Raw genomic sequence first — 26,239 nt, 5'->3', positions numbered from 1 at the left:
AGGGGAGCGCAACCGGACCGGGACGCGAAATCTCAGGAGATGACGGAACCACGCGTTCTTGCCGCTCTCGCCCGAAGGCGGACTCCCCAGCTCGACCGATTCTGCCGAGCGATGCCAGTGACATGCGCCGTAGATCTGCCGAAGTCCAGGGAATTGCCGTGTGCTGTGGGTTTCTCTTATCTAGCAGCATTCCCACGCATGTCGGGCGCTTCAGAAAAACCGCGCAGGACGGAAAACCGAGTCGGCGATGGCGCTGGAAGGCTCTCACCGGCGTTCCCATCGGCGACCTCCGACGCGCCGAGCGCCACGACAACCCCGTCCGGATCGAGCCATACAGCGGCGCCAGGGTGCGCAGGAGCCACGGAGAAGTCGGATTCGGTGAGCGCTTGTCCCATGCGCGCGCGCCGGGCGCCGTGCTCGGTCAGGCGGGCGACCGGGAGGCTCGCGGCGGCTGCGTCGGCGAGCGGGCGCAGCGATGCGCGCAGCGCCTCGGCGCCGGCGTCGAGGGACACGGCCTGCTCCACGGTGAAGCTGCCGCTCGCCGTGCGCCGGAGCGCGGACAGGTGCGCGGGGACGTCGAGGTGCGCGCCCAGGTCGCGCGCCAGCGAGCGCACGTAATAGCCCTTGCTCACCCCGAGATCGAGATCGAGGGTGGCCGGCGCAGCGCCCGCGGCAGGTGCACCAAACACGCCGCGCGAGGCGCCGGTCACCTCGAGCGACCGGACCTCGACGGCCCGCGCCGACAGCTCCACCGCCTGGCCGGCGCGCGCCAGGGCGTAGCTGCGCTGCCCGGCGACCTTGATGGCCGAGTAGGCCGGCGGCGCCTGCTCCCGCCGCGCCCGCTCCGCGTCGATCGCGGCGGCGATGCGCGGCGCCGCACGCGCGAGCGCCTCACCGGGAGGCCCGCCGGCCCCGGCGAGGGCGCCGAGCTCCGCGTCGAGCCACGGCGGCAGGGGCTGCGTCGCGGTGATCTGCCCGTCCGCGTCGAGGGTGTCCGTCCCCACGCCGAGGACGACGCGCGCCGTGTAGCGCTTGTCCTGCGCGGTCAGGTACGGGGCGAGCTTGGTGGCCTCGCCGACGAGCACCACGAGGACGCCGGACGCCATCGGGTCGAGCGTCCCCGCGTGCCCGATGCGCTTCACGCCGAGGGCGCGGCGCAGGCGGGCCACGACGTCGTGGCTCGTCGGCCCGCGCGGCTTGTCGATCACCAGCACACCCTCCGGCCGCGCGCCCCTGGTCGTCGCTCGCTCGGGCTCGGCGGGCGGATCGCCTTCGTTTGTATCTTCGGGCATGGAGTGAGGATTCGCCTCGGGAGATCGCTTCATCCGAACCAGATCGACTTCCGGGTGGCCAGGGTCTCGTCGATGAGCCCCTGGATCGTCGCGCGCACGCGCTCCGCGAGGCGCCGCACCAGGATCTGATCGTCCGCCGCCTCCGGGCCGTACGCGTCGAACCGCACCGGATCGGCCAGGCGGATCTTCCACTTGGTGGGCGCCGGAACGAGGCCCAGCGGCCCGAGCGCGGGGAAGGTCGGCGTGATGGGCAGGTACGGGATGCCGAGCGCGCGTGTGAGGTGCTCGACCCGATAGAACAGCGGGTTCGTCTCCTCGGCCCCCACGATGGCGCACGGGACGAGCGGCGTGCGCGTGCGCAGGCAGAGCCGGATGAAGCCGCCGCGACCGAACCGCTGGAGCTGGTACCGGTCCTTGTAGAGCTTCCCGCTGCCCTTGACGCCCTCCGGGAAGACCGCGATGAGCCGCTCGCCCGCGAGCAGCCGCTCGGCGTTCTCCTGGCAGGCCCGCACGGCCCCGAGCCGGTTCATGATCGTGCCGGCGAACGGCAGGTAGTACACGAAATCGTCGGCCAGCCAGCGGAGCTCCCGCCGCGCCGGGTGCTCCCGCCGCACCGCGGCCCGCAGCATGAGCCCGTCGTAAGGGATGGGCCCGCCCGAATGGTTGGACACCAGGAGGCACCGCCCCTCGGCGGGGATACGCTCGATGCCTTCGATATCTATCCTGAAATAAACCCTGTGCAGGAAGTCGAAGAGCGACCTGTACCGGGCCTCGTACTTGGGATCGAAGCCGAACTCGTCGACCTCCTCCGAGCGGCGGCGCAGGCCGGCGCGGCCCCACTGCCGCAGGTAGAAGTCGGTCGACAGGACGTCGCGCGCCGTCCCGGGCTCGGACAGCGGCGGCTCGCTGGCGAAGCCGGCCGACGCGGCGGGCGCTCCGCCCAGGCGCGGGCTCCGCTCGGTCTCGGGCACGCCTCCCACCGCGCCGCTCGCGTCGGGCGATGGCCCCCCGGCGAGCATCCGCTTGAGCCGCGCCTCGAGCTCCCTGATCTGGCGCTGGAGCTCCTCGGCCGTCACCGGCACGACCGGGGCGTGTACCTCGGACGACTGCGTCTTCCGCCCGTCCGAGGGCTCCGTCGGGCCGATCGGCGCCAGGTACCGGGCCTCGTCGTCCTCGACGTCGACGCTCGGCACGACCTGCCTGGGCCCCGTCCGATCGGGGCGCCCGCGCGTCGACGGCGGCGATCCATTCCCTGCCCCTGCTTCCTCGAGCTCTCGATCGTGCTCCGTGCCCATCGCTCACCCCCCGAACCGCATCACGCGGGCGTCTCTTGCAGCAGGCGCACGTCCCGCAGCCGCTGCGCGCTCGTGTAATCGAGCAACGCCTCGCGCGTCGTGTAGACCGGCCGGAACCCCATCACCTGCGCCGCCTTCTCGCCGTCCGCCACGCAGAGATAGCGCAGGTACCGCAGGAAGCTGGGCGGGGCGATCGCCGCGTGCGCAGCCCAGAGCGCCGAGGCGAGCGGCCCGGCGGCGCTGTGCAGCACCGGGACGGCCGTCCGGCCCGCGAGGCGCACGATCGTGGAGAGCGGCAGCACGCCGTCGCCCACGATGTTGAAGGTCCCGGGGAAATCGCTGTCGATGGCCAGCTTGAAGGCGGCGATCGCGTCGACCTCGTGGATGAACTGCCACAGCGGATCGAAGCCGAGCATCGTCATGACCAGGCGCCGCGCCAGGAACCGGGTGACGTAGTTCTGGACGGTCGGGCCCAGGATCGGCGCGGTCCGCAAGATGGTGACGGTCGTGCCCTTGGTCTTCGCGCCGAAGGCGTTGAGCTCCCGCTCGGCGGCCATCTTGTCCGCGAAGAAGCGCTCGTCCGGATCCGCCCGGAGCGGGTGCTTCTCCGTGAGGAAATTGGGGTTGGTCGGGTGCGCGCCGTAGAGGATCGTCTGGCTCCAGAGGATCAGCTTGCGCAGGCTCGCCTGGCGCGCCCCGTGGAGCAGGTGCATCGTGCCGACCGACTCGAGCTCGTGGGCCCAGGCGGTCGCCGGGGTGGGCGACGACAGGAAGCAGAGGTGGACGAGCGTGTCCACCTGCTCGGCCGCGAGCACCTCGGCGACGCGCTCCTCGGACGCGGGCTCCGTCAGGTCGACCGTGTGCATGCGCAGCTTGGAGCCGCCCGTGTCCGGCCGCTTGATGTCGATGGCCACCACGCGCGCGATGCGCGGGTCCTCCTCGAGGATCCCGATCAGGTTGCGCCCGAGGAAGGACGCGGCGCCGGTGAGCGCGATGACCCGGCCCCTCGGGCCGGACGACGCGCGCCGGCTGGTCGGCGACGCCTCCGCCGCTGCGGACGCCGGGGGCTCGCTCGCGCCGGCCGTGGCCGTGCCCGCGGCGGAGCCAGGCGCGGTGTGATCTGCGCCGGCGGCGGAGCTCCGCTCGGCGGCGTCGTGGGCCGCGGCTTCAGGGTGCTCGGAGGTGGGAGCCATGCGCCGGGCGCGACACTACCTGGTCGGCCGGCGCGCGCAAGCGAAGCGCGACCCCGGCCGGGCCTCGCCGCGGCGCTGTCACAACGCCCGGCGCAGGACCGGATACGGCTCGAACGCGTGCACCTCGGCGAATCCGTTCCGCGTGAACGCGGAGACCGGGCCGGTCCACAGCTCCTCGTCGCTCACCGGCTCCTTCGGCCGGCGCGGCAGGGCCTCGAGGGCGCGTGCGCCCCAGGAGGGCGCGAGCTCCACCGCGCCCGCGACGAGCGCGGTCGCGACGCCTCGCCGCCGGTGGCCCGGGTGCACGACGGCACAGCCGATCAGGAAGACGCCGGCGCGATCGCCCGCGAAGCACGGCAGCCCGCGGTACAGGCGTCGCTCGTACGCCTTCGCCACGGCCGCCGCGGGCGCGACCTTGAGCCACCCGACGACGTGCGGCGCCTCCGGCGCGAGCGCCACGACGCCGCGCGCCTCGTCGCTGCCCGAGGCGAGCGCCTCGGCGAACTCCCGGCGGTTCTCGCCCTGGCCGTCCGAGCACCGCGCGAGCCACTCGTTGTTGGTGCCGCCGAAGTGGTAGTACCGGCAGTAGCAGGGCGTGCCGGCGGCCTCGAAGAGCGCCTCGAGCCCCGGGAGGTGCTCGGGGCCGGCCGCCGCCACGGTGATCGCGGAGCTCATCGGCGCGCTCCGCTCGTCACGCGTTCGACACGCGCGCGCGCAGCCCGCGCACCGGCGAGATCTGCTCCCACGCGTAGGCCGCCTGGCAGAGCCGCGCCTCCTCCAGCGCAGGGCCGATGAGCTGCAGGCCGACGGGCAGCGGAGGCCCGCCGTCCGGCGCCTGCGCTGTCGCGCACGGGACGCTGATCGCGGGCAGCCCGGCCATGCTGGCGGGCAGCGTGTAGACGTCGGCCAGGTACATCGACAGCGGATCGTCCACCCGCTCTCCCAGCCGGAACGCGACCGTCGGCGAGACCGGCGCCGCGATGAGGTCCACCTCGCGGAAGGCCTCGTCGAAATCGCGCCGGATCAGCGTCCTCACCTTCTGCGCGCGCAGGTAATACGCGTCGTAGTAGCCCGCGGACAGCACGTACGTGCCGAGCAGGATCCGGCGCTTCACCTCCCGGCCGAACCCCTCGCCGCGCGTCCGGCCGTAGAGGCCCTGGAGGTCCGCCTTCCCGCCGCGGTCGCCCTCGACGCGCAGCCCGAAGCGCACGCCGTCGAAGCGCGCCAGGTTGGACGACGCCTCCGCCGTCGCGACGATGTAGTAGGCCGCCACGGCGTACCGCGTGTGCGGCAGGCGCACGGGCTTGATCTCGCAGCCGAGGCCGCGCAGTCCCTCGATGGCCTCCCGCACCTTCGCCTCGACCCGCGCGTCGATGCCCTTCGCGAAGTACTCCTCGGGCACCCCGATGCGCAGCCCCGCGACGTCGCGGCCGCACGCGGCCTCGCAGGCGCCTACCGGGGCGTCGAGGCTCGTCGCGTCGCGCGGATCGCGGCCCGAGATCACCTCGAGCAGGCGCGCCGCGCCCTTCACGTCCTGCGCGAACGGCCCGATCTGGTCGAGGCTCGAGGCGAACGCGATGAGGCCGTAGCGAGAGACGCGGCCGTACGTCGGCTTGATGCCGACGACGCCGGTGAGGCTCGCCGGCTGGCGGATGGAGCCCCCCGTGTCCGACCCGAGCGAGCCGGGCGTCATCCCCGACGCCACCGCGACCGCGCTGCCGCCGGACGAGCCGCCGGGGATGCGCGACGGGTCCCACGGGTTCTTCACCGGGCCGAAGGCGCTGTTCTCGTTCGACGAGCCCATCGCGAACTCGTCCATGTTGCACTTGCCCGGCAGGATCGCGCCGGCCTCGCGCAGGCGGGCGACGACCGTCGCGTCGAACTGCGGGCGGAACCCGCGCGCCGGGTCGGGCGTCTTCGACGCGCCGTCCCCGCCCGCCGCCGCCCGCGTGAGGATCTTCGAGCCGGCGGTCGTCGGGGCGCCCTCGGTGCAGAGCGCGTCCTTGAGGCCGATCGGCACGCCGGCGAGCGGGCCGAGCGCCTCGCCCCGCGCGCGCCGCGCGTCGAGCGCGCGCGCCGCCGCGACGGCCTGCTCCCCCTGCACGGTGAGGAAGGCGCCCAGCGCGCCGTCGCGCTGCTCGATGCGCGAGAGCGCGGCCCTGGCCACCTCCTCGGCGCTCACCTCGCCGCGCTGCACGAGCGCCGCGAGCTCCGGGATGGATCGATCGAGGATCGCTGTGTCCATCGGCGTCACCCCTCGTCCACGAACGCCGGAACGGCGAACCCGTCGTCCTCGACCCGCGGCGCCTCCCGCAGGGCCACCTCGCGCGGCAGGCTCGGCGCCTCCTCGTCGGCGCGGAGCGGCAGCCGCTCGATCTGCACGTGCGCCGTCGGCGGCACCGCCGAGACGTCGAGCTCCTCGAGCTGCCGGACGTAGCTGAGGATGTTGCCGAGATCACCGGTGAGGCGCTCGATTTCCTCGGCGGAGAGGTCGAGGTGAGCGAGGCGCGCTATCGTCAGCGCCTCGTCGCGGCGGAGAGGGGGCGAGTCAGCGTTCGACATGGGCGCGCCCGATGTAGCACCGCCGGTTCGGCGGACGCTAGCGCCGCGCGCCCCCGAACCTGGCCGCGGTACAAAAACGATGATAACGGCTGCCGCGCGCGCGTCCGGTCGTCCTCGACCGCCCGGGCAAGAGCCCCGCCCCTCCGCGCGTTGTCCGCGAATGCAGTCCCCGAAAACGCCCTCCCTGCGCCGCCAGCGCATCGGCATCCTCGTCCTCTGCGCGTCCGCGGCCGTAGCGATGTCGCCCGACGTCGGCGGAGGCGCTCGCGACCGCTCGACCGCGCTCGCCGCGGAGCTCGCGGCGCGGGGCATCGCCGCGGCGGCCGGCGAGGTGGTGTGGGTGGATCCGCCGCGCGGCGGCCTCCGCCCGTTCGGCGTCGATGCGCGCGCGGTCGCGCGCGGCGTGCGCGCCGGCGGCGAGCGCGGGGAGCCCACCGACCTGTACCTCGTCGACGCGAGGCTCTCGCCGGAGGGCGTCCTGCTCGACGTCTCGGCGATCCACAACCTCACCGAGACGAGCGGCGCGGACGAGTCGAAGCCCGTGCTCCGCGGCGAGGCCCTCGCCTACGTCTCGCGCCCGCTGATCGAGGCCGCGTCGCCCACGGTGCACGTGCTCGAGCTGGACGGGCAAGGGCTCTCGGGCGGCGCGGACTGGTCCCTCGTCGAGCGGCTCCAGCACGCCGTCACGAGCTGGCAGGCGACAGGCCGGCTGCGCGGGATCGGCCGGCGGACCTTCGCGATCGACCTCGCCCGGAGCGAGGAGAACGGCGCCGAGGAGCCGCACCCCGAGGAGCCGGGCGCCGAAGAGCCGCGCGCCGAGGAGCCGCGCGCCGAGGAGCCGCGGAGCCGCCGCGCCCCGGACGCGGGCGACGTCGCCGTCGCGCTGGAGGACGACAGCGCGGTCGTCGTCCGCGCGGGCGGCCGCGAGGCCCGTCTGCCGGCGCGCGGCGTGGACGACGCGGCGCTGCCCGCGTGGATCCGCGCCGAGGCGTCCGAGGTCGCGCGGCCGGGGAACCTCGTCACCTGGGCGGTCGACCGGGTGCGCCTCGTGATCGGCGACGCCGCGATGCAGACGGTCAAGGCCGTGGCGTTCACGGCGCTGGATTTCGTCCTCCGCAACAAGGAGGCGGTGACGGGCGACACCGGCGCGGAGGACATCGCCGCGGACCTCGGCCAGAGCGAGCTGGATCCGCCCGTCCGCCAGATCCCGATCGATCCCGAGATCGGCTGGCCGCCGGCGCCGCTCGAGCCCTGGGTGACGCCGCCGCTGCCGGGCGAGGGGCAGTGGAACCCCCAGGGGGGCGGCGCCTTCGTGCGCCAGCTCGACGGGCTCCCGCCGGCGTTCATGACCACGTTCCTCCGGACGGACCGCTCGCGCAAGGCGACGCGCGTCTACATCGCGCTCTGGGACCCGCGCCAGGTGGAGCTCCACATGATGGCGGGCACGGTGGAGCCCAAGGGCGCGACGGGCGAGGCCGGGCCGGGGCTCATCCCGCGCACGCCCGAGGTCATGAAGCGCGTGGTCGCCGCGTCGAACGCCGGCTTCCAGGCGATGCACGGCGAGTTCGGCATGATGGCCGACGGGGTGATGTACCTGCCGCCGAAGCCCTACGCCGCGACGGTGGCCGTCCGGCGCGACGGCAGCACCGTCTTCGGGAGCTGGTCGGAGGACGAGAACGTCCCCGAATGGATGCTGTCGTTCCGCCAGAACATGACGGTCATGGTCGAGGACGAGAAATGGAATCCCTTCGGCCGGACGTGGTGGGGAGGCACGCCGCCCGGGTGGGCCGACAAGACGCACACGGTCAGGACCGGCATCTGCCTGACCCGGGAGCGCTTCGTCGCCTATTTCTATGGCGCCGACGTGAGCCCGGAGGCCCTGGCCCAGGCGATGATCCAGGCCCGCTGCTCCTACGGGATCGCGCTCGACATGAACGCGGGCCACAGCGGGCTCGAGTTCTATCGTGTGGCGCCGACCGGCGAGCTGCCGCCGCTGGGGCGCCCGCTCCAGGGGGAATGGGAGACCGAGGGCGATGTCTCGGGGCTCTCGGGCTACCGGTTCCGCGGCCGCCGGCTCATCCGCGGCATGGGCCTGATGAACTTCCCCCGCTATATCCGGCGGGAGGCGCGCGATTTCTTCTACATGACGCTGCGGCACCTGTTGCCGGGGCCCCCCTTGGCACCCCGCGCGGCGCCGGCCGAGGCGGGGGAGGGCGCCTGGCGCACCCAGGGGCTCCCGCAGCACGGCTTCCCCTATGCGCTCGCGATCACCGAGATCCGCCCCGATCCCGCGCGGCCCGATGTCCGGCTGCGGGTGCTCAAGGTGGACCCGCGGACCGTCACGGCCGCGCCGCTGGGCGAGCCCGGGGCGTCCCCGCCGGCCGGGGCGGGAGCGACCGTGGCGCTCTTCAGCGACGGCGCCGCGACGCCCGGCGCGGGGCAGGGCGAGGGGTCGAGCATCTGGCACTCGGCCGGGTCCTTCTCCGCCTCGCCGGCCTCCCCTGTGCGCGGCGCGGTCCGGATCGCGACGGGGGCGCTCGGCAGCGCGAGGGCCGTGGCCGCGCTGGGCGTCAACGACGAGGATGGGATGCTGATCTACGTCGAGCGGGCCGCGGCCGGGCCGTCCAGCGCCCCGGACGCCGCGCTGGCGCCGGACGCATCGGCGCCGCCTCCGGCGCCCGCCGACCCGCGCGACGCCAAGCTGCTCCAGGATTTCCTGGCGGGGCTCGGCTGCTCCTCGCGGCTCTACCTGCCCCGGCCGCTCTCGGTGGCCCTCGGCGGCGATACCGATCTCTCCGGCGCCGCCGTCCATCCGCCGTCAGGCCCGCGCGCCGTCCGGCTCACGCGCGCCGAGGCGCCTGGCGCTGGCCGGATGTTCGAATCCACACCGATCGTTCCGCACAGCGTCTGGTACCCGCTGCAGCAGAAGCGCGTTCGGTACTTCAAAAAGCCGAAGAAAGAGGAAACGGCAGGCGGCGATCACTGAGCGTGACGGCGCCTTGGCCCTTCCCTGACGTGCAGTAGGCGCTTGTGCGCTGGCGGCCCGACGGACTAATACACGTCGGCCGGTGCATCGATTGCGATCCTTCGGAGCTTGCGACATCTCGGCGCGGATCTGCGTGGGCTCGCCGGGCGGGGGCGCGCGCGCGATGTGCGGGTGGTGGATCGCGCGCAGCGTCGCATTGCGGAGCGCAGCCGACGTCGCGCGCGCCGCGGACGTCGCGCGCCGCATCGCCGGTGGTGGAGCGCTGGATCCGCGCGAGATCGCGGCGCGCGCGGCGCCTCGCTGCCGCCGAGATCCTCCCGATGGCGCTCGCGAAGTCACCGGACCAGCGGTACGCTGCAGCGGATCAGGGTATTCTAGCGCGCTCCGAGCTCGCCCGCGACGAGCGCTTGTACATCGAGCTCACGCTCGTCGCGCGGAGCATGCGCGATCGTTTCCGTTTTCGTTTCCGTTTCCGGGACGCCGCGGTGAACGGCGCCGCATATCCTGAGGAGTTCTCGAACATGGCGGACAACAAGGGCGGCAGCGATCTGGACGTATTCGAGGGGCTCGCGAAGAAGAAGTCGCCCGCGACGAGCACCGCCCTCGTACCTCCCTCGCCGCCTGCGCGGTCGCGCACCCTCGTCGGCGCGGCGGTGCCGCCGCCGCCGAACCATGCGGCGACGCTCCCCAGCGGCGTGCCGTCTCCGCTTCCGCCGCCCGTGACGCAGAAGGGGGCCGGCCCGTCGTCGCTCCCGCCGCCCGTGCCGTCGAAGGGGACGAGCCCGGGGTCGCTTCCGCCGCCCGTGCCGTCGAAGGGGACGAGCCCGGGGTCGCTTCCGCCGCCCGTGCCGTTGAAGGGGACCGGTCCGGTGTCGCTCCCGCCGCCGTCGCTCCCGCCGCCGTCGCTCCCGCCGCCGGCCGTGACGCAGAAGGGGACCGGTCTGGCGTCGTTTCCGCCGCCCCTGTCGGCGAAGGGGACGAGCCCGGGGTCGCTCCCGCCGCCGATGCCTCCTTCGGTCAAGTCGGGCTCCCTGCCGCCCGTGGTGCCGCCTCGGTCGCGCCAGCCGTCCCTGCCCGCGATCAGCGCCCCGGCCCTGCCGTCGAAGAGCCCGCTGCCGCCGGCGCCGGTCAGCGGGGCCTCGGGCTCGCTGCCTCCGGTGGTCCCTCCGCCGGTGCGCCTGCCGTCGGTGAAGCCGCCGCTGAAGGCGGGTGACGACGCGAAGCCTCGCTCGGTCAAGGGCACCGCGGTCGACATGAACTGGGACGACGACGAGGAGTCGACCCACGTCTACGACAAGCAGGGGAACGACTACAATCCAGGGCGCTCGAGCGCGCTGCCGGCGGCGGGCTCGCCGGCGATCCCGAAGGCGACCGCGGCGCTGGTCGCGAGCTCTGGCGGCGCGGCGTCGGCCTCGCGGGTGCGCACCCCCGTCCCGGCGCCGCCGCCGATCCCGAGCGCCCCGCCCGCGCCGGCGATGCCGCCGGACCTCGGGCTCCGCGCGCTGTCGCGCAAGGACGAGCCGACGGAGATCCGCCCGCGCCACGTGGTGCAGCAGGGCGCCGGCAAGGTGGGCGTGCTCCTCGGCGGGCTCGCGCTGGTCGCCGTGCTCATCCTGGCGGTGGTCATGCTGGTGCCGAAGAAGGGCGCGCTCACGATCGACCTGAAGACCCCGGGCGGCGGCGCCGTCGACCGGGCCGAGATCTTCCTCGACGGCCAGAAGCGCTGCGACACCGTGCCTTGCGTCGTGCGCGATCTCGAGCCCGGCTCCAAGGTGGTCAAGATCCTCGCCCCCGACTTCCCGCCGCGCGACGCCGTCGAGATCGTCGAGGGCGGCAAGGAGAAGGTCGTCGTGATCACGCTCGACGCGGCCGGCGCCGAGCGGTCTTCCACCAGCGCGTCGACCACGACCGGCGTGAAGGCGTCGGGCGCGCCCGGCGTGAAGGTCTTCATCGACGGCGAGGAGAAGGGCGCGCTCCCCGTCGAGGTCAGCGTGCCGCCGGGGGAGCACAAGATCCGCTTCGACGGCGGCGAGCGCTTCGAGCCTCTGGAGCAGACGGTGGACGTCGGCCAGGGCCAGATGAAGGACCTCGGCGCGGTCGCGCTCAAGGTGCTGAAGGGGCAGGTGACGCTGGAGCTCGCCACGTCGGGCGCCTCGGTCAAGCTGGTGAGCGCCAAGGGCACGGAGAAGAAGCTTCCCGATTCGGCCTGGAAGAAGCCGCCGGTCAAGGTGGATGTCACCGCGTCCGAGCGCTGGAAGATCGTGGCGACGAAGAAGGGGCACCAGGACTTCTCTCAGGCGATCTCGTTCGAGGACGGGCAGGCCGAGAAGACGATCCGGATCGCGCTCGACGAGGCGCGCAAGTCCGAGCCGGCCGCCGCCGCGCCCGCGCCTGCTCCGGAGCCGGCCGCACCGAGGTCGGAGCCCGTGGCCGCCGCGCCGAAGGCGGAAGCGCCGGCGGAAGCGCCGGAGCCCGCGGCCGCTGCTGGCGGTGCGACGCTGAACATCAACTCGATCCCGGTCTCGAAGGTGGTCCTCGACGGGCGGCCGCTGGGGAGCACGCCCAAGGTGGGCGTCAGTGTCTCCGCGGGGTCGCACACGGTGATGTTCATCCATCCGGATCTCGGGAAGAAGTCGGTCACCGTCACGGTGAAGGCAGGCGAGACCAAGACCGCGGCCGTCAAGTTCGAATGAACACCTAGCCGCCAGGGATGCCTGGCGCGCGCCGCTTCAGGGCCCGAGGCAGCTCACCGCTCGCCGTCGACCCGCTCTGCCCAGGCGCGCCAGGTGGTCGCGCAGCGCGGCTCGTCCGCGTGCGCGCCGCCGGCGCAGTACGCCGGGTCGCGCGGGGGGCCCAGCACGAGGATCGCGGTGTTGCTGACGAACGGCAGATCGCGCCGCCAGAGATCGCGGAACCCGTCGAGGCGTCGGCGGTACTTCTCTGCGTCGCGTGCGTCGAGGAGCTTGTCGAGCTGCGCGCGGATCTTCTGCTTGAGCTCCTCGTCGTCGGTGACGGCGAGCGTGCGCTGGAGGAACCGGATCTGCGCCTCTCGCTCGCCGGCGCGCCCCAGGATGCCCGCGCCGCCGAGCGCCTGCCAGCTGATGTTCGCGTCGCCGCCGCCGAGCTCCGCGGCGCGCGCGAGCATCTGGGCCCCATCGAGGCGCCACTGCGCCTTCTCCTCGGGATCGGTCAGGTACGTGGCCGGCGCGATGAAGGCGACGAACTGGCCGAGCGCGAGCCAGATCTCGCCGTCGTGGGGGCGGTTCTGGACTCCACGCTCCATGATCTCACGCGCCTTGATGATCTCGTGGCGCGGCGTCTCGCTCATCTGGAACGTGATGAGCGCGTCCGCGAACAGGTAGGGCTCGCGGAACGTCGGGTCGAGCGCGTTGATGGCGTCGAGCAGCAGGGTGAGGTTCTCGAACCGGCGCCGCTCCATGGTGTGCAGGCCCTGCGAGACGAGCACGTGCGACCAGAGCAGATCGGCCAGCGCGGCGCGGTAGCCGAGCGACAGGCGGACCACCTCATCCGTCGGCGGCAGCACGTACACGTCGGAGGTCTCGGCGACCCGCTGCTCCAGGTCCGCGGCCGGCGCGCGCACGCTCCCGATGGCGACGGCGGCGACGGCGGAGAGCGCGACGGCGACGAGCGCCTCGCGCGCGCCTGCGAGGCGGGCGAGGAGCGGGCGGGCTGCCGGAGGAGGCGGAGGAGGCCCCGCTCCGGGCGCGGGACGGTCCCCCATCATTCCACCTCGCGATCCACGAACATGCCCGGCAGCACGCGGGCCGGCTCTCCGGGGATCCGCTCGCCGCGCACCTCGAACGTGGACAGCACGCCGTCGCCGTCGAGGTCGCCGTGCGCGGTCGCGGTGAAGCGCATGGCCTTCGACGCGTCGGCCTCGCTCGTGAACTGGAAGGAGAACGCGTGGGGCCCCTCGAAGCGGAAATCGAGCGACCGCCAGGTGAGGTGCTCCCACGACTCCGGCGGATCGACGGCGCGCACGCCGCGCGGCACCTGCGCCGGGGTCAGCGGGGCGGCCGGCGGGAAGCTGATCTCCTGCGGCCGCGACTCGGCGTAGACGACCGCGCTCGTCACCAGCCGGTCGAGCCCCTCAATGGGCTCGCTCAGCTTGGAAGCGCTGAGGTTTCGGAAGAACGCGGGAACGGCGATGGCGAGGACGCTGCCGCCGACCGCGAAGGCCGCGCTGAGCTCCAGCGCGCTCCAGGAGCGCCAGGTCATGGGCTCCTCTCTACCTCACCCCTCCACGATCGAACAAGCGCGAGGGAGGCACGGTTCGCATCAGTAGGAGTCGATGTTCGTGTAGATCTCGGTGCTGGTCGCGATCTCGCCGTCGCGCACCTCCCCGGTGCGGGCGATCGTGTACCTCTGCCCGTCGCCCTTCAGGTCCCCGACCGCGCCCACCTCGAATCCGTCCGGTCCGGGAATGGGAGCGCCAAGCAGGCCCTGGCTGACGTAGCTTCCGCCGACCTGGTACGAGTACTGGAAGTAGATGGGCTGGCTGATCGAGAAGCCGAGGCACTGCCAGCCCTCGAGCGTCGAGCCCGAGTTGAAGTCGACGCCCGGCGCATCGTCCGGCTGGTACTTCTTCCCCTCGACGGACGCGAAGAGGAGAGGGACCGGCGTCGCCGAGGTGCAGAGGAGGTGCGTGTTCGCCGAGGCGACGCCCGTGGCCGCCAGGATCTGCGAGACGTCGCGCTCGCGCTCGTACTGGGCGATCGCGGTGCGGGTGATGGCGCCGACGGTCTGCTTCGCTTCAGCCGTCTTCGCCGTGACGAGGTAGCTGCGCACGCCGACGATCGCCAGCGCGGCGAGCACGCCGGCGATCGCGACAACGATCATGACCTCGATGAGGGTGAAGGCTCGTCCACGGACCGCTGTCGTGCTCGACATAACACGCCCTCTCCGCTCGCAGACGACGCCGATGGACCGGGGCTGCCCGGGTCATGTGAGCCGGGCAGCCGGGAGGTCTCATTCGAACTCGTTGTTGATGAAGACCTGCGTGGCCAGCGCCAGCTCGCCGTTGGTGATGGTACCGCCGCGGGCGAAGCCGCTGAACGCGGTGCCGTCGCCGTCGATGTCGCCGATGGCGCTCGCCTCGAAGCCGGTCAGCCCGGCGCCGACCGCGGGCGCGCCCGTGAGGGCGGCGTGGGTGTTGTTCGCACCCCGGAGATAGTGATACTGATAGTAGATCGGCTGCGATACCGTGAACTTGAGGCACGGCCAGCCCAGGGTCGCGGTGCCGTCGTTGAAGTCGGTTCCCGCGGCCGAGTTCGGCTGGTACTTCGTGCCCTGTGGGATGGCCGCCGGAACCGGCGCGTTCGCCGAGTCGCAGAGCTCGTGGCTCGCGGCTGCCGAGGTGCCACCGCCGGCCAGGATCTGCGAGGCGGCGGTCTCCCGCTCGTAGGCGGCGGCGGCGCCGCGGGTGATCGCGCCGACCGTGTTCTTGGCCTCCGAGGTCTTCGCGGTCGCGAGGTACCGGCGCACGCCGTAGATCGCCAGCGCGGCGAGGACGCCGATGATGGCAACGACGATCATGAGCTCGACGAGCGTGAAGCCTCTCCTGTCATATCGCTTGATTGCACGCATGAGTGTCGATCCTCCGTGATGCTTTCTTTAATTGGATGCTTTGCCGAGACTGACCATGATGTCGCCTGGTGCGGGCTCGGCCGGCCCGCAGCGCGAAAACCTCTCCCACGGACAGGCGCTCTCCGCGCCGCGCCGAGGTGAACCGTCCTCTACTCCGCGTCGTTCTCCCAGTAGATCTCGGCCATCGTGGATGCCGTCAGGAGCAATGCCAGCGTTCCATCCCCGTCCCGATCGCCGGCCGCCTGGACGACATACCAGGGCCCATTGGGCAGATAGTTCGCATTCGCCAGCGGGTTCCCGGGGATTCCCGCCCAGGTGAAGCCCGCGTTCGGCGTCACCGTGAAGGCGTTGCCGACACCGGCCTTCGTCGCATACCCGAAGCGGACCGCGCCGTCCGTCGAAACGTTGAGCAGACGCCAGTTGGCTTGGCCGTCACCCGCGCCGCCCCACCCGCGTTTCCGATCGTTGAGAGTCCCTGCAGGATACCATGATTCGAGCGTGGTCGAGACGTCGAGGTACACGAGCATCTCGGCCTTGTAGGACTCCTGCGCACCGCGGATGCCTTGAATGACCGCCTTCGGCTCGGCGATGCCCGCCGCGTTCATGTACCTGCGGTAGCCCACGAGGGCGATCGCCGCGAGGACACCCACCATCGCGACGACGACGAGGAGCTCGACGAGCGTGAACGCTCGGCTCGCCGCGCTTCGCTGTCGCCGCCTGCTCCGCATGCGCCCTGACGCTCCAGCATGTGACGTGCCAAGGAGAGCGCGGCGCGGCGTCGTCTTCGAGTTGCGCGAGAAGCTCATGAGTTGCCTCGGTTTTCCTTGAGGTGACGAGGGCAGGGTGCCGGAGGTGTGGGGTTGTGTTCTTTTGCGGCGGTGACGAAAACCGTCACTGCAGGGCGCCCGGCGGTGACGATTCTCGTCGGGATCCTCCCTCCGGGTCGTCGTCGCCCTCCCCATCGGCGGCAAGGGCGTGCTTGGCGAGGCGGTAGCGCAGCGACCGGAACGAGACGCCGAGCAGCTTCGCGGCCGCCTTGCGGACGCCGCCGGTGCGCTCGAGCGCCTGGAGGATGAGCCGGCGCTCGAGCTCGCCGATCACCTCGTCGAGCGCGCACCCCTCGGGCGGGAGCTGCGCGAGCAGCGGCGCCGGGCTCGCGCTGAGGCCGGCGACGGCGCTCGGGAGGTCGCCGAGGCCGATCGTGGGCCCTCCGGCGAGCGCCACCGCGCGCTCCATCATGTTCTCGAGCTCGCGCACATTGCCCGGGAAGCCGTAGGCGTCGAGCGCGCGCACCGCGTCCGTCGTCAGGCCGCGGACGTCCTTGCCGAGCTCGGCGGCGAAGCGGCGCAGGAAGCGCTCGGCGAGCCGCGAGATGTCCCCGGGGCGCTCGCGCAGCGGCGGCAGCTCGATGCGGATGACGTTCAGCCGATAATAGAGATCCTGCCGGAACCGGCCCTGGCGGACCTCGGCCTCCACGTCGCGGTTGGTCGCGGCCAGGACCCGGACGTCCACCGAGATCTCCGCGGCGGCGCCGACCGGGCGGACCTTCCGCTCCTGGAGCACGCGGAGGAGCTTCACCTGAAGCGCGGCCGGCAGCTCCCCGATCTCGTCGAGGAGCAGCGTCCCGCCGTCCGCCTCCCGGAACAGGCCCATCGAGCGCGCTCCGGCGCCCGTGAACGAGCCCTTCTCGTGGCCGAACAGCTCGCTCTCCATGAGCGCCTCCGGGAGCGCCCCGCAGTTGACGACCATGAACGGCCTGGCCGCGCGATCGCTCTGGTCGTGGATCGCGCGGGCGACCCGCTCCTTGCCGGTCCCGCTCTCACCCGTGAGCAGCACGGTGGTGCGCGTCGGCGCGATCTTGGCGATCAGCTCGGAGATCCGCTGCATCGCGGCGCTCGTGCCGAGCGGCTCGCGCGACGGGAGATCGAGCCGCTCGAGCTGCGCGCGCAGGCGCTGGTTCTCCGCGACGATCGAGCTCTTCTCGAGCGCCTTCGCCGCGAGCGCGGTGAGCTCAGCGGGCGAGAACGGCTTGGTCACGAAGTCGTACGCGCCGTGGCGCATCGCGTCGAGCGCGCTCTCCACCGTCGAGTGCGCGGTCATCACGATCACCTCGGTCGCGCTGCTCCGCGCCTTCGCGGCCGTGAGCACCTCGATCCCCGAGCCGTCGGGCATCACGAGGTCGGTGAGGACGAGCGGGAACGGCTGCGGGTTCTGGCGGATGGCCTCGATGGCGGCGCGCGCTCCGGGCGCGACCACGACCTCGTAGCCCTGGCGGTGGAAGGCAATGTGGAGCACCTGGCGGAGGCCCGGCTCGTCATCGACGACCAGCACCCGGGTGGCGTTCTGCGGGATGCTCGGCGGGATCGACGCCATCACGCCAACACCCTATCACGATGCTCCGCTCACGCGTCGAGAGCGGCCATCGGGCGCGGCGCGCCGCGTCGTCGTCACGTCACCGTGTCGTCACGTCACCGCGTCGTCGCTATCCCACTTCGGCGCATGGGGCTTCGTCGCGCGCTCAGGGGCAGGCGTCGTTCACGACGCCGAGCGGTGTGCGCTCCTCGACGACAAACGATTGCGCCTCGCTCTCCTCGCCTCCGTTGCCCTCCAGCTCCTGCCACACGAGCAGGGTGTCGCAGAGCTGGGCCTCGATCTCGAGGAGGTAACGGCCGTTCCCGTCGGTGTCGTCCTCGATCACGCCCCGCTGCGTCCGCTCGTTGAAGAGGCTGACGCGCGCGCCAGGGCTGCAGTTGCCCGCGATCTGCCACACCCCCTCGCGGTCTGCGGCGGGCCGCATCGTGTCGGCTGGCTCGGGCGGGGGGAGCGGCAGCGTCGGGCTCAGGCACGCCGCACCGGTGAGCAGCGAGATCGCGAGGGCGACGGCGAGGTGAAGCGCAGCGCGGCGGAGCATCGGCACGGCACGGCGTCATAGCACACCGTGTGCCGCGCCCCCTCCGCCGCGGAGCGCGCTGATGCAGCGGGATTTTCAGCGATCGCGCCGCGACCCGATCGCCGGACCGTCAATTCTGTTGGCGCTCGCGTCCATCGGTTTGCAGCACGCGCAGGGCGACGCGCCGCTTCGCCGTGACGGCGCCGAGAGCCGCGGCCGGGGGGAGCCCGGCGCCGCGCCCGCTCTCCTCGTCGTCGAGCAGCTCGCCGACGAGATCGTAGTCGCTCGCCTGCGTGATCCGGACGCGGCACATCTCGCCGGGGCGGACCTCGCCGCCGGAGAGGTAGACCTGTCCGTCGATCTCGGGCGCCTGACCGGCGTGGCGGCCCATGAGCACGTACTCGTGCTCGTCGCTCGTCCCCTCGACGAGCACCTCGAGCTCGCGGCCGATCATGGCGGCGCTCTTCTTGTGCGCGATGCGGCGCTGCAGCGTCATGAGGCGGCGGTAGCGGCTCGCGGCCGTGCGCGCGGGGACCTTGCCCTCGAGCTCGTAGCTGCGGCTCGCCTCCTCGTCGGAGTAGCGGAACACGCCGACGCGCTCGAACTCGGCCCAGCGCACGAAGTCGCAGAGCTCCTCGAACTCGGCGTCGGTCTCGCCGGGGTGACCGACGATGAACGCGGTGCGGAACGTGAGGTCGGGGACGCGCTCGCGCAGCGTGGAGACGACCCGGCGGAGGCGATCGCCGCCGTGGCCGCGCCGCATCCGCCGCAGCATCGCGTCGGCGGCGTGCTGGAGCGGCATGTCGACGTAGGGCACGACCCGCGGGTGGCCGGCGAGCAGCTCGACGAGGTCGTCGGTCATCGTCTCGGGGTACAGGTAGAACAGCCGCACCCAGCGCACGCCGGGCACGTCGGCGACCCGCTCGACGAGCTGCGCGAGCGTCGCGCGCGCGCCGTCCTCGGCGCGGCCCGCCGCGTCGCGGCCGTAGGCGATCGTGTCCTGCGAGATGAGGTTGATCTCGCGGACGCCCGCCGCCGCGAGCTGCTCCACCTCGCGCACCACGTCCGGGATGGGCCGAGAGCGCTGCGCGCCGCGCAGGTCCGGGATCACGCAGAACGAGCAGGTGCGGTTGCAGCCCTCGGCGATCTTGACGTAAGCGCTGCCGCCGGGGGTCGAGAGGGTGCGCGGATCACCCGCCTGGATCAGCCACTCGGCGGGGTTGCCGACGAGCATCCGCTCCGCGTCGCCCGCGAGCACCCGGCCGAGCTTGAGCATGTCGCTCGACCCGAGGAAGTGATCGACCTCGGGCATCTCGCGGGCGAGCTCCTCGGGGTGGCGCTGCGACAGGCAGCCGGCCACGACCAGGCGCTTGCAGCTGCCGTGCTCCTTGTGCTGCGCCATCTCGAAGATGGCGTCGATCGACTCCTTCTTCGCCTCGCCGATGAAGCCGCAGGTGTTGACGACGATCACCTCGGCCTCGGCGGCGTCGTCGACGTGCGCGTAGCCGGCCGCGCGGGCGACGCCGAGCATCACCTCGGAGTCGACGCGGTTCTTGGGGCACCCGAGGCTGACGAAATGGACCTTGCGCGAGCTCATGTCGCCGCTCCCTCGCCGTCGACGAAGACGACCCGCCCCGAGGCGAGCGTCATCTTGACGCGGCCCGTGAGCTGCCGGCCGAGGAACGGCGTGTTCTTGCTCTTCGAGCGGAGGCGCGCCGGCTCGAGCACGAAGCTCAGGTTCGGATCCACGAGGCAGAGCTCGGCGCGGGCGCCGGCCTTGATCGTGGGCGCCTCGAGCCGCGCGATGCGGGCGGGGGCGCGGGTGAGGGCGTCGACGAGCCGCCCGAGGGGGAGGGCGCCCTGCCGGACGAGATCGAGCAGGACCGGGACGACGAGCTCGAGGCCGATGAGGCCGGGCGACGCCTCGGCGAACTCGCAGTCCTTCTCGAGCGTGGAGTGGGGCGCGTGGTCGGTCGCGACGGCGTCGATGGTGCCGTCCGCGAGCGCCTCGCGGAGCGCGTCGACGTCCGCTTGCTCACGAAGGGGCGGGTTGACCTTGCACGCCGTGTCGTAGCCGAGCACGGCGGCGTCGGTGAGCGTCAGGTGGTGCGGCGTCACCTCGGCGGTCACGGCGATGCCGCGGGCCTTCGCCTCGCGGAGGATGCGGACCGCCCCGAGCGACGAGATATGCGCGACGTGGTAGCGCGCGCCGGTGGCCTCGGCGAGCAGCACGTCGCGCGCGACGATGATGTCCTCGGCCACGCGCGGCCAGCCCCGGAGACCGAGCCGCGTCGAGATCGCCCCCTCGTGCATCTGCGCCCCGTCGGTGAGCGCGTGGTCCTCGGCGTGCTGGATGATCGTGAGATCGAAGGTCTTCGCGTACTCGAGCGCGCGGCGCATGACGGAGCTCGACGTCACGCAGCGGCCGTCGTCGGAGACCGCCACGGCGCCGGCGTCCTTGAGATCGGCCATCTCGGTGAGCTCCGTGCCCTTCTGGCCCATCGTGATCGCGCCGATGGGGTGGAGCGCGGGCCCCCCGATCGCGCGGGCTCGCGCGATCATGGCCTCGGTGATGGAGCGGGTGTCGTTGACGGGCCGCGTGTTCGGCATCGCGCACACGTGGGCGAAGCCGCCGGCCGCCGCGGCGGCCAGCCCGGAGGCGATGTCTTCCTTGTACTCCTGCCCGGGCTCGCGGAGGTGGGCGTGGAGATCGACGAACGCGGGGAGGAGCAGGAGCCCATCGCCCTGGATGATCTCGGCCCGGTCGGCGCGGCGCAGCTCGTCGGTCGCTGCGCCGCGTCCCGCCCGGGTGATGACGCCGTCTTCCACGACGACGTCGATCACGTCGTCGAGCTGTTGGGTCGGGTCGACGGCGCGCACGCCGACGAAGAGAAGGAGGGGAGGAGGTGAGCCGATGGCCGCCATGGGAGCGCGCTCCCCTAGCACAGGCGCTGCTCGCCGTGCACCGGTGCAGCGTCAGCGGGGCAACCAACCCGGCAAGGAGGCCGCGCGCCGGGGTCAGCTGGCAGCTGAAGGAAACCAGGAGACCCGGGCGAGGCGAAGGACGGGAACGCGACGGGCGCAACGGAGGTGATGGACGTGACGGACGTGACGGATGCAACAGGCGTAACGGACGCAACGGACGGAACAGTCGACGGAAGAAAAACGCTCGGGGCGTGACACAGCGCTTGACGGAACGCGAGGGGGTGAGGTAGTGATGCCGTCCCCGCTCGCGAAGCTGGCGGAATTGGCAGACGCGCTGGATTCAGGTTCCAGTGGGGTAACTCCCGTGGAGGTTCAAGTCCTCTGCTTCGCACCAAGCGCTCTTCTTATCCTGCTTCACTAGCCACGACTCTTGCCAAAGTCGTGGCTCTGTCCCTGCTCGCCGTCTCCAGCAGTTCCTGTGATCGCCGCTCCTCCCCCTCGGCGGGAGGAGCCGCGAGTGCAGCCCCTGGTCCGAGCGCCTCGGGCGCGGTCCTCGCGGCCGCCGCTGCATCGAGCGCCCCGACCGAGCCCGCCGTGGCCACTGCGCCGGCCGAGCCCGAGCTGCCGCGCGGGACCGGCGTCCAGGAGTTCGTGCCCATCGGCTCCCTCGAAGGGTGCAAGGCGAAGTCGGGTGATATCGCGACCTACATCCTGCGCGAGGGGATGGGGATCGCCGGTCGCGCCGACGGCTCGTTCGGGGCCGTGTGGCTCGTGGACCTCAAGGGAGGGGACGCGCAGATCGCGTTCGCCGGCTTCGATGGCGAGGCCCGGCAGGTCGCTCGCGCGAGGGCGATCTCGAGCACGCGAGACGCAGGGCTCCGGATCTTCTCCGCGGGAGACGAATGGGCGGTCACGTGGTTCGACGCGGAGGGGCTCGCGTACGCGCGGCCTCGCTGGGAGACGAACCCGCCGGTCGAGATCCAGCGCGTCGGCGCGATCGGGAGGGAGGTCAGCGACGATGTCGCCCTCGCGCCCGCTCCAGGTGGCGCCCTGGTAGCAGCGGCGCCCTTCGGACCGGACCGCCAGCGCCTGGGGGTGTTCCAGTTCGCGCCGGTGGACCCTGCGCAGCCGCAGCTCAAGGCGGTCGGGGTCACGCGAAGCGCCAAGAAGCCGCGCTGGCCGACGGTCGCTGCCGACGCGTCCGGTGGCTACCTCGTCGCCTGGCAGGACGAGGAGGACGGGAGCATCCGGGCATCGCGGTTCGACGCCGCGGGCAGGGAAGGGAATGCCCACGTCGTTGCGAAGCGACAGGGCGGCGACCGACCGGCTGGCGCCGCTCAGGAGACACCGGACAGGGATCAGCGGCTCGGCCTTGTGGCCACGGGCAGCGCCGGAGCGTTGCTGGTCTGGAGCGAGGGAGCCACCTTGATCGCCCGCGCGCTGGACCCCGAGGCGCGGCCGCGCGGGGCGCCCCGGGTCGTTGGCAAGGGCAAGTGGCGCGCGCTCGCGCCGAGCGGCGACGGGGCCCTCGTGGCGTGGGTCGGCCACGATGGCAAGGTGGAGGGGCAAGCCCTCCTCGTGAAGCTGGCCGCCGACGGAGCGCCCTCTGCTCGAGGGATCCGGGTGTCGGATGGGGTGTTTCCCGTAAAGGATTCTCCCAGCGTGGCGCTCGCCGGTGAGCGGGTGGGCGTCGCATGGACGGAGCCCATGAGCACCGGTGTGAGCACGAAGCGCGCAGTCTTGCGTGTGCTCGAGCGCACCTGCATCCCCTGAGCGCTCACGCCACGAGAGGGCCCGTGCGGCGGGCGTAACACGGCCTCCGGCGCTAGGATGAAGAGCGTGAGCCACGCATTCGGCCCGACTCAGCCACCGCCGAACCGCGATGCGAACGAGCCGCCTGCAGCGCTCAGGGACGTGCAGATGGGCGCCCTGCCCTGCGAAAGCGAGCCGCCTGCCGGAGTGCCGCCCTGCGACACGGTCGCGGCCCGCGGGCGCGTCGCGCTCGCGCCGGCAGCAGCGCAGCCGAGCCGCGCGCAGGCGGCGCGGCTGATCATCCAGGATCCCTACCTCACGCCTCCGCCGGAGCGACCGCAGCTCTCCACGCTGGCCGTGAGCTCGCTCGTCGCGGCGCTGTTCGGGCCGCTCGGGGCGATCGCCGCGATCGCCTTCGGCTGGGCGGCTCGCCGCGAGATCGAGCAGGCCCCGGCCGTGCGCAGGGGGTACGCGCTCGCCAGCGTCGGGCTCGCGCTCGGCGTCCTGCTCACGCTCTGCTGGAGCTCCGCGATCGGCTTCGGCGTGTGGATGTGGAGCACCCATCACAGCGGAGAGACGGCCTCCGCCCTCCCGGAGGGGGAGGCCTCGCCGGAGCCGGCGAGCACGGCGTCGCCGTCGATGCCGCTGCCGGAGGCGCCTCCTCCGGCGGTGCAGCCGAGCGGCAGCGTCCCTCAGCACACGACCCACCGGCGCATCGGCGGGGTCTCCATCGTCGATATCGGCGTCGACGTGTCCGTGCTCAGCGAGGAGCTCGCCAAGCAGCGCGCGGAGGCATATGCCCAGGGCGAGAAGGTCCTCGTGATGACGACGAGCGATCCCTGCGAGCCGTGCCGCGGGGTCGACCGCTCGCTCGGCGATCCGCTGATGCAGACGGCCCTCCGGAGCGTGCGGCTCGTGCGCGTGGACATCGATCTCTTCAAGGAAGATCTCGATCAGATCAAGGTGCCGCGGCGGCTGTATCCGGGCTTCTTCCTGCTCTCGCCGGATCTTTCCCCGCAGGACGGGATCAACGGCGGCGAGTGGGACGACGACATCGCGCGCAACATCGCGCCCGTGCTGGGGGCGTTCGTGCGGGGCCAGTACACGACCCGCCGGCAGCCGTGGAACCCGCTGCCCGGCTCGGGCATGCGCCTCTGAGCCGGGTCGCGCGCGGCGACGAGCCCCTCGCGCGCCGGACAGGGTAAGCTCGGGCTGTGAAGCGCTTCGGCCAGCTCGCCCTCTTCGCCCTCTGCGTCGCGTTCAGCGTCTCGGCGGTCTACAACGTCGTCTCCGACAACGCCGACGTCGAACGGAGGGCGGCGCTCGTCGCGTGCGGCGAGGACGGCGCCGCGAGCGCGCCGGAGCCGCGCCGCGCGAGCGAGGGCTGCAGAGCCCAGATGACGCGGCTGGAGCGGACGCCGTTCGGCCAGACCTTCGAGTTCACCACGGCGAAGCGCACCGTGGACGTCAGGTGCGAGCGGGCGCTCGTGTTCGCCGGCGAGTACAGCTGCAAGCTCAGGTGATCGCCGCGGCGGCGGCCTTCACCCCGCCCGCCGCAAGACGCCGTTATCCGCGCGGAAGTTACGCTATGGTGGGCGGCCGTGACGAGCCACACAGCGCGCTTGCTTCGCTCGATCGGCTTCGAGGCCGGGCGCATCGTCGTGTGCTTCGCCTCCGCGGTCGTCGCCGCCGCGACGGTCGCCCACAGCGCGCCGTCGGCATTGGCGGCGCAGGTGCCCCCGCCGGAGCCGCTCCGCGCGCCTGTGGTCGCGCCCGCCGCCCCGCCCGCGCAGCCGCCGCAGGGCGGCGGGCCGAGCCCTCCCGCCCCGCCGCCGCTCTCGCGAGACGAGGAGGAGAAGCGGCTCCGCATCGAGCGAGCGACGGCGCTGCACGACGAGGCGCAGCGGCGCTACCAGCACGGCGAGTACCGCGCGGCCATCGCGAAGCTGGAGGCCGCCGTTGCGCTCGATCCCGAGGGCAAAGAGCTCATCTACAACCTGGCGATGATCCACGAGCGGCTGGGCGAGATCGACGAGGCCGAGCGCTACTACCGCCGCTACCTCGACATGGAGGCGCTCCCGAAGGCGCGTGAGGAGGTGCACGCGGTCCTCAAGCGGCTCAAGGGCGCGAAGCGGGAGCTCGCCAGCGCGAAGCCGCCGCCGTCCGCGCCCGCGAAGGCCGCCTCGGTCTCCACGGCGCTGCCGTATTTGCCGCGCTCGCCGCGCCATCCCGTGGCGGTCGGCAGCGCGATGCCGCGCGCGACCTGGCTCGGCGTCAGCGGGGGCATCGCCGCGGGGTCGCTCGTGGTCGGCGGCGTCTTCGCCGCGCTCGCCTTGGCGCGGGATCCCGGCGCCGGCGAGCGCACCGGGGCCGGCGTCTCCATCGCCGACCTGCAGGCCGACGCGAGCGCCGCCCACCGGTGCGCCGTCGCCGCGGATGTCGCCTTGCTGATCGCCGGACTCTCCGGGGCAGCGGCGCTCTACCTGTACCTGTCTCCCGGGGCCCCCGCGGCGAGCCCGGCCGCTCGCGGGGCCTCGGCCGCCGGCGCGCGTGCGCTGACGCCGGGGCAGGATCGCCGTCTCCCGCGCGACGCCGGTGCAGGGGCGCAGGGGATCCGCCTGTCGCTGGGCGCCGAGGGAGCCCGGCTCCGGGTGCAGTTCTGATGCGCCCCAGCGCCGCGTGGCGCAGGCTGCTCCGCGCGCTCGCCGCGCTCGCCGCGCTCGTGTCGCTCGGCGCCGGGTGCGAGGTCCTCGTCGACGGCACGCTGGGCCCGGTGCACTGCACGGACGAGGGCGCGCTCGGCCCGCCGGCGTGCCCCGAGGGCGCCGTTTGCAGGGACGGCGCCTGCGCCGAGCAGCAGCTGGAGCGCGCGCTGGGCGCGCGCTGCGCGCGGCGCGAGGACTGCGGAGCGCTCGATTTCTGCCTCGATCCCGCGCTGTTCGACGTCGAGGGGCCGCGCGGTTGCTCGCGCGCCTGCTGCAGCTCGAGCGACTGCGATCCTGCCCGGGATGCGGTCTGCTGGATCCCCGACGGCGGAGGGAGCGGCCTCTGTCGCATCGGCCGGGAGGTCGGCCGGCCCGACGTGGGCGCGCGGCTCTCCGGCGCGCCTTGCGCCGCGCCCGGCGACTGCCGATCTGGCATCTGCAACGACGGCGCCTGCGTCGACGCCTGCTGTTCCGACACCAGCTGCGCCACGAACGGGGCGGCGTGCCGGCTCACGACGGGCCTCGTCGCGTCCGGTCCGGCCTGGGCGTGCCAGGCCGCCGCCTTGGGCGATGGAGGCTACTTCGAGCCGTGCGCTCGGGACGAGGACTGCGCGTCCGGGCTTTGCGCGCAGGTTGAAGGGAGCGAAAGGAGCGGCCGCTGCACCATCCCGTGCTGTGGCTCGGAGATGTGCCCGGACACGCCCGGCGAGGTGAGGCAGCGCGTCGGCTGCGCTGAGCTCGCGATCGACGGACGCTCGACCGTCCGCGCGTGCATCACGCTGCTGTCCGGGGACAGCCTCGCGGCCACCGGCGCTCCGTGCTCCACGCCCGAGGACTGTCGGAGTGGTATGTGCATCAAGGATCCTGAACAAACGCAGCGATTCTGTAGCGACGTCTGCTGCAGCGATGCGTCCTGCGGCGACGCCGCGTTCTTCGGCTGCCACCCGCGAGCGACAGGCGAGTCGTGGGCCTTGCGATGCGAGCCCAAGTAACGGACGATCCCCCCCATCGCGGTGGTAGTTCGTGCAGCTG

Annotated in this window: 22 protein-coding genes and 1 tRNA gene; 8 read left to right on the top strand and 15 right to left on the bottom strand. The window is 72.9% G+C overall.

The genetic code is table 11. The features are described from left to right. Positions 1-176: 176 nt before the first annotated feature. From WMF39_RS23570 to gatC, 6 genes are all read right to left on the bottom strand, one after another. Positions 177-1,292, bottom strand: a complete 1,116-nt coding sequence (locus tag WMF39_RS23570; RefSeq protein WP_437747705.1) for a tRNA pseudouridine synthase B — start codon at positions 1,290-1,292, stop codon at positions 177-179. A 29-nt stretch (positions 1,293-1,321) separates the two neighbouring features. After that, on the bottom strand, positions 1,322-2,587 hold the full coding sequence (locus WMF39_RS23565) for a lysophospholipid acyltransferase family protein (protein ID WP_437747704.1): 1,266 nt from the start codon (positions 2,585-2,587) through the stop codon (positions 1,322-1,324). 20 nt (positions 2,588-2,607) lie between these two features. After that, a complete protein-coding gene (locus WMF39_RS23560; protein ID WP_437747703.1) occupies positions 2,608-3,780 on the bottom strand; it encodes an NAD-dependent epimerase/dehydratase family protein in 1,173 nt (390 codons plus the stop codon). A 78-nt stretch (positions 3,781-3,858) separates the two neighbouring features. Continuing rightward, positions 3,859-4,455 (bottom strand): GNAT family N-acetyltransferase, encoded by a 597-nt coding sequence (locus WMF39_RS23555; protein ID WP_437747702.1) that lies wholly within the window; start codon positions 4,453-4,455, stop codon positions 3,859-3,861. A gap of 16 nt (positions 4,456-4,471) precedes the next feature. Beyond that, complete coding sequence (gene gatA, locus WMF39_RS23550) at positions 4,472-6,025, bottom strand: Asp-tRNA(Asn)/Glu-tRNA(Gln) amidotransferase subunit GatA (RefSeq protein WP_437747701.1); 1,554 nt, start codon at positions 6,023-6,025, stop codon at positions 4,472-4,474. Positions 6,026-6,030: 5 nt separating this feature from the next. Beyond that, entirely contained in the window at positions 6,031-6,342 is a 312-nt protein-coding gene (gatC, locus tag WMF39_RS23545) for an Asp-tRNA(Asn)/Glu-tRNA(Gln) amidotransferase subunit GatC (RefSeq protein ID WP_012236913.1), read from the bottom strand. Between the two features lie 160 nt (positions 6,343-6,502). On the opposite strand from gatC, the gene WMF39_RS23540 reads away from it, so the two are divergent. Together WMF39_RS23540 and WMF39_RS23535 are read left to right on the top strand one after the other, a co-directional pair. Beyond that, positions 6,503-9,328 carry a hypothetical protein gene (locus WMF39_RS23540; RefSeq protein WP_437747700.1) on the top strand — a complete coding sequence of 942 codons (2,826 nt, stop codon included), beginning with the start codon at positions 6,503-6,505 and terminating at the stop codon, positions 9,326-9,328. Positions 9,329-9,648: 320 nt separating this feature from the next. Beyond that, positions 9,649-12,021, top strand: a complete 2,373-nt coding sequence (locus WMF39_RS23535) for a PEGA domain-containing protein (RefSeq protein ID WP_437747699.1) — start codon at positions 9,649-9,651, stop codon at positions 12,019-12,021. A gap of 53 nt (positions 12,022-12,074) precedes the next feature. Here WMF39_RS23535 and WMF39_RS23530 read toward each other — a convergent pair whose 3' ends face one another. The 9 genes from WMF39_RS23530 to WMF39_RS23490 form a co-directional block, all read right to left on the bottom strand. Beyond that, positions 12,075-13,070 carry a hypothetical protein gene (locus WMF39_RS23530; protein ID WP_437747698.1) on the bottom strand — a complete coding sequence of 332 codons (996 nt, stop codon included), beginning with the start codon at positions 13,068-13,070 and terminating at the stop codon, positions 12,075-12,077. Then, positions 13,070-13,567 (bottom strand): hypothetical protein, encoded by a 498-nt coding sequence (locus WMF39_RS23525; protein WP_437747697.1) that lies wholly within the window; start codon positions 13,565-13,567, stop codon positions 13,070-13,072. Before WMF39_RS23525 ends, WMF39_RS23530 begins: the two co-directional genes overlap by 1 nt. Positions 13,568-13,627: 60 nt before the next feature. Continuing rightward, positions 13,628-14,239, bottom strand: a complete 612-nt coding sequence (locus WMF39_RS23520; protein ID WP_437747696.1) for a type IV pilin protein — start codon at positions 14,237-14,239, stop codon at positions 13,628-13,630. Positions 14,240-14,317: 78 nt separating this feature from the next. Then, positions 14,318-14,935 carry a type IV pilin protein gene (locus WMF39_RS23515; RefSeq protein WP_437747695.1) on the bottom strand — a complete coding sequence of 206 codons (618 nt, stop codon included), beginning with the start codon at positions 14,933-14,935 and terminating at the stop codon, positions 14,318-14,320. A gap of 149 nt (positions 14,936-15,084) precedes the next feature. Beyond that, positions 15,085-15,663 (bottom strand): type IV pilin protein, encoded by a 579-nt coding sequence (locus WMF39_RS23510; RefSeq protein WP_437747694.1) that lies wholly within the window; start codon positions 15,661-15,663, stop codon positions 15,085-15,087. Between the two features lie 163 nt (positions 15,664-15,826). After that, positions 15,827-17,308, bottom strand: a complete 1,482-nt coding sequence (locus tag WMF39_RS23505; RefSeq protein WP_437748018.1) for a sigma-54-dependent transcriptional regulator — start codon at positions 17,306-17,308, stop codon at positions 15,827-15,829. 145 nt (positions 17,309-17,453) lie between these two features. Then, positions 17,454-17,846 (bottom strand): hypothetical protein, encoded by a 393-nt coding sequence (locus WMF39_RS23500; protein ID WP_437748017.1) that lies wholly within the window; start codon positions 17,844-17,846, stop codon positions 17,454-17,456. Between the two features lie 109 nt (positions 17,847-17,955). Continuing rightward, positions 17,956-19,422, bottom strand: a complete 1,467-nt coding sequence (gene rimO, locus WMF39_RS23495) for a 30S ribosomal protein S12 methylthiotransferase RimO (RefSeq protein ID WP_437747693.1) — start codon at positions 19,420-19,422, stop codon at positions 17,956-17,958. Continuing rightward, the gene (locus WMF39_RS23490) at positions 19,419-20,750 is read right to left on the bottom strand and encodes a dihydroorotase (RefSeq protein WP_437747692.1); all 1,332 of its coding nucleotides are present in this window, start codon (positions 20,748-20,750) and stop codon (positions 19,419-19,421) included. Before WMF39_RS23490 ends, rimO begins: the two co-directional genes overlap by 4 nt. Positions 20,751-21,057: 307 nt before the next feature. Here WMF39_RS23490 and WMF39_RS23485 point away from each other — a divergent pair. From WMF39_RS23485 to WMF39_RS23460, 6 genes are all read left to right on the top strand, one after another. After that, positions 21,058-21,144, top strand: a tRNA-Leu gene (locus WMF39_RS23485). A 200-nt stretch (positions 21,145-21,344) separates the two neighbouring features. Further along, the gene (locus WMF39_RS23480; protein ID WP_437747691.1) at positions 21,345-22,523 is read left to right on the top strand and encodes a hypothetical protein; all 1,179 of its coding nucleotides are present in this window, start codon (positions 21,345-21,347) and stop codon (positions 22,521-22,523) included. 66 nt (positions 22,524-22,589) lie between these two features. Continuing rightward, a complete protein-coding gene (locus tag WMF39_RS23475) occupies positions 22,590-23,660 on the top strand; it encodes a DUF4190 domain-containing protein (protein ID WP_437747690.1) in 1,071 nt (356 codons plus the stop codon). Between the two features lie 56 nt (positions 23,661-23,716). Then, positions 23,717-24,025, top strand: a complete 309-nt coding sequence (locus WMF39_RS23470; protein ID WP_437747689.1) for a hypothetical protein — start codon at positions 23,717-23,719, stop codon at positions 24,023-24,025. A 78-nt stretch (positions 24,026-24,103) separates the two neighbouring features. Then, positions 24,104-25,165: a tetratricopeptide repeat protein gene (locus WMF39_RS23465; RefSeq protein WP_437747688.1), complete on the top strand. Its 1,062-nt coding sequence runs from the start codon at positions 24,104-24,106 to the stop codon at positions 25,163-25,165. Continuing rightward, positions 25,165-26,199: a hypothetical protein gene (locus WMF39_RS23460; RefSeq protein ID WP_437747687.1), complete on the top strand. Its 1,035-nt coding sequence runs from the start codon at positions 25,165-25,167 to the stop codon at positions 26,197-26,199. The genes WMF39_RS23465 and WMF39_RS23460 overlap by 1 nt, the downstream gene beginning before the upstream one ends. Positions 26,200-26,239 lie beyond the last annotated feature (40 nt).

It is taken from the genome of Sorangium sp. So ce1504 (assembly GCF_051521635.1).
Classification (GTDB): domain Bacteria; phylum Myxococcota_A; class Polyangia; order Polyangiales; family Polyangiaceae; genus Sorangium; species Sorangium cellulosum_B.
This window is presented reverse-complemented; position numbering and strand designations above follow the sequence as displayed.